The organism is Herbaspirillum sp. B65 (assembly GCF_000333555.1).
GTDB lineage: Bacteria > Pseudomonadota > Gammaproteobacteria > Burkholderiales > Burkholderiaceae_D > Herbaspirillum > Herbaspirillum rubrisubalbicans.
Map to the genome: position 1 here is coordinate 1 of NZ_BADI01001104.1, position 2,038 is coordinate 2,038.

The following is a 2,038-nucleotide window of genomic DNA, read 5'->3' on the forward strand; positions in this document are numbered from 1 at the left end:
GGATGCCGACTACACTTTCGTCATCAAGAAGGGCGCGCGTCGCCATGCATGCGGTGGTAGACGTGAAGTGCAAGACCATCTCGATCAATAAGGCATCGGCTTATGAAGTGCGGGCACGCGACATCGCCGGCAAGTACGGCTTCAAGTACGACGTCTATGGCACAATCGCCGATGCGATGCAGTCCGTGCAATCCGGCCGCGCCGATGCCAACCTGGCCGGCAGCACCGTGGCCGCCTGGGCCTCCAAGCAGAACCCGTCCGTGCAGACCACCTATACCGTCAAGACTGGCCTGGTGTGGGCACTGGCTTTCCGCCTGGATGACAAGGCTGGCCGCGACGCCGCCGGCATGGCGCTCAAATGCATGAAGCAAGACGGTACCCTGGGCAAGATCGCCCAGAAGTGGTTCGGCTATACCCCGGCGCCGGATGCCACCGTGGTCAAGGTCGGCGTGGGGCAGGGCGTGCCGGGCCTGGATGGCTACGACCCGACGCCCGTGACGCTCAAGTGCAAGTGAGAGCCCGCAGCACCGCGCCCGAATTGCCCGAGTCGCCTGAATGAAGCGAGACTGATGCCGCCATGAACCATGCCGCCCCCATCCTTGAAATCGTCGGCCTGCACAAGTCCTATGAGGGCAATACGGTCTTGCGCGGGATCGACCTGCGCGTGCGGCCGGGCCAACTGATCTGCGTGATCGGCCCGTCCGGTTCGGGCAAGAGCACCATGCTGCGTTGCTGCAACCGGCTCGAAGAACCCAGCGCCGGCCAGATCGTGGTGGATGGCGTGGACATCATGCACGCCCGCGCCGACCTCAATGCGATCCGCCAGAAGATCGGCATGGTGTTCCAGCAGTTCAACCTCTATCCGCACATGAGCGTGCTGGGCAACGTGATGCTGGCCTTGAAGAAGGTGCAGAAGCATTCCCATGCCGAAGCCGAGCGGCGCGCACGGCGAGCCCTGGAGCAGGTGGGGATGCTGGAGAAGGCGGCGGCCTTCCCCGGCCAGCTCTCCGGTGGCCAGCAGCAGCGCGTGGGCATCGCGCGCGGCATCGCACTGGAACCCAAGGTGATGCTGTTCGATGAACCGACCAGCGCACTCGATCCCGAACTGGTGGGCAGCGTGCTGCAGGTGATGCGCCAACTGCGCGAGGCCGGCATGACCATGCTGGTGGTCACGCACGAAATGGCCTTTGCCCGCGCAGCGGCCGATCGCGTGGTCTTCATGGACGGTGGCGTGATCGTCGAGGAAGGACCGCCCGAGCAGATCTTCGGAAATCCGCAGCAGGCCCGCACCAAGACCTTCCTGGCGCGCTTGGCAGAGCACGGCTGAACCATGCAGCAATTTCTCTTTACCTTCTTCAATGCCGAGATCGCTGCGCGGTATTGGCCCGATATCCTGCGCGGCATGGGCGTGACCGTACTGCTGAGCCTGGCCGTGATCGCCTCCGGCCTGCTGCTGGGCCTCCTGCTGGCAGTGTTGCGTGCGACCGGCAAGCGCGGCCTGGTGTGGCTGGTGGTGGCCTTTGCCGATGTGATGCGGGCCTTGCCGCCGCTCATCCTCATCATCGTGCTCTTCTTTGCGTTTCCTTATATCGACCTGGCCATGTCGTCCTTCACCGCGACCTGGCTGGCGCTGACCCTGGTGCTGGCCGCCTACGCCGAGGAAAGCATCTGGGCCGGCATCGCTTCCTTGCCGCGCGGCCAGAGCGAAGCGGCACGCTCGACCGGACTGTCCTGGGGCCAGACCATGGCCGCCGTGATCCTGCCGCAGGCCCTGCGCATGGCCGTGCCGCCGCTGACCAACCGCGTCATCTCGATCACCAAGAACACCGCGCTGGGCTCGGTGGTGGCCTTGTCCGAGATTCTCAACACGGCCCAGGCCGCCAGCAGCAATGCCGGCAACCCCACGCCGTTGATGCTGGGGGCGGCGGCCTACCTGCTGATCTTCATTCCGGTGGTCTTGTTGGCGCGCTGGCTGGAAACCCGCTGGCGCTGGAAACGATAGGAGAGGGCCATCATGGATGCCTTGCTGCAGAACTTC

The 2,038-nt window shown here is 64.7% G+C and carries 3 protein-coding genes; all 3 read left to right on the forward strand.

The window, feature by feature from the left end; all coding sequences use genetic code 11:
* Nucleotides 1–62 precede the first annotated feature (62 nt).
* The 3 genes from I5W_RS26170 to I5W_RS26180 all read left to right on the forward strand — a co-directional run bounded on the left by I5W_RS26170 (nt 63) and on the right by I5W_RS26180 (nt 2,002).
* Complete coding sequence (locus I5W_RS26170; RefSeq protein WP_252717236.1) at nt 63–515, forward strand: transporter substrate-binding domain-containing protein; 453 nt, start codon at nt 63–65, stop codon at nt 513–515.
* Between the two features lie 62 nt (nt 516–577).
* A complete protein-coding gene (locus tag I5W_RS26175; RefSeq protein ID WP_017454055.1) occupies nt 578–1,327 on the forward strand; it encodes an amino acid ABC transporter ATP-binding protein in 750 nt (249 codons plus the stop codon).
* Nucleotides 1,328–1,330: 3 nt separating this feature from the next.
* Nucleotides 1,331–2,002 (forward strand): amino acid ABC transporter permease, encoded by a 672-nt coding sequence (locus I5W_RS26180; protein WP_017454056.1) that lies wholly within the window; start codon nt 1,331–1,333, stop codon nt 2,000–2,002.
* Nucleotides 2,003–2,038 lie beyond the last annotated feature (36 nt).

Coding starts and splice junctions, on each gene's coding strand:
- I5W_RS26175 (WP_017454055.1), top strand. CDS start 578: ATGAACCATGCCGCCCCCATCCTTGAAATCGTCGGCCTGCACAAGTCC.
- I5W_RS26180 (WP_017454056.1), top strand. CDS start 1,331: ATGCAGCAATTTCTCTTTACCTTCTTCAATGCCGAGATCGCTGCGCGG.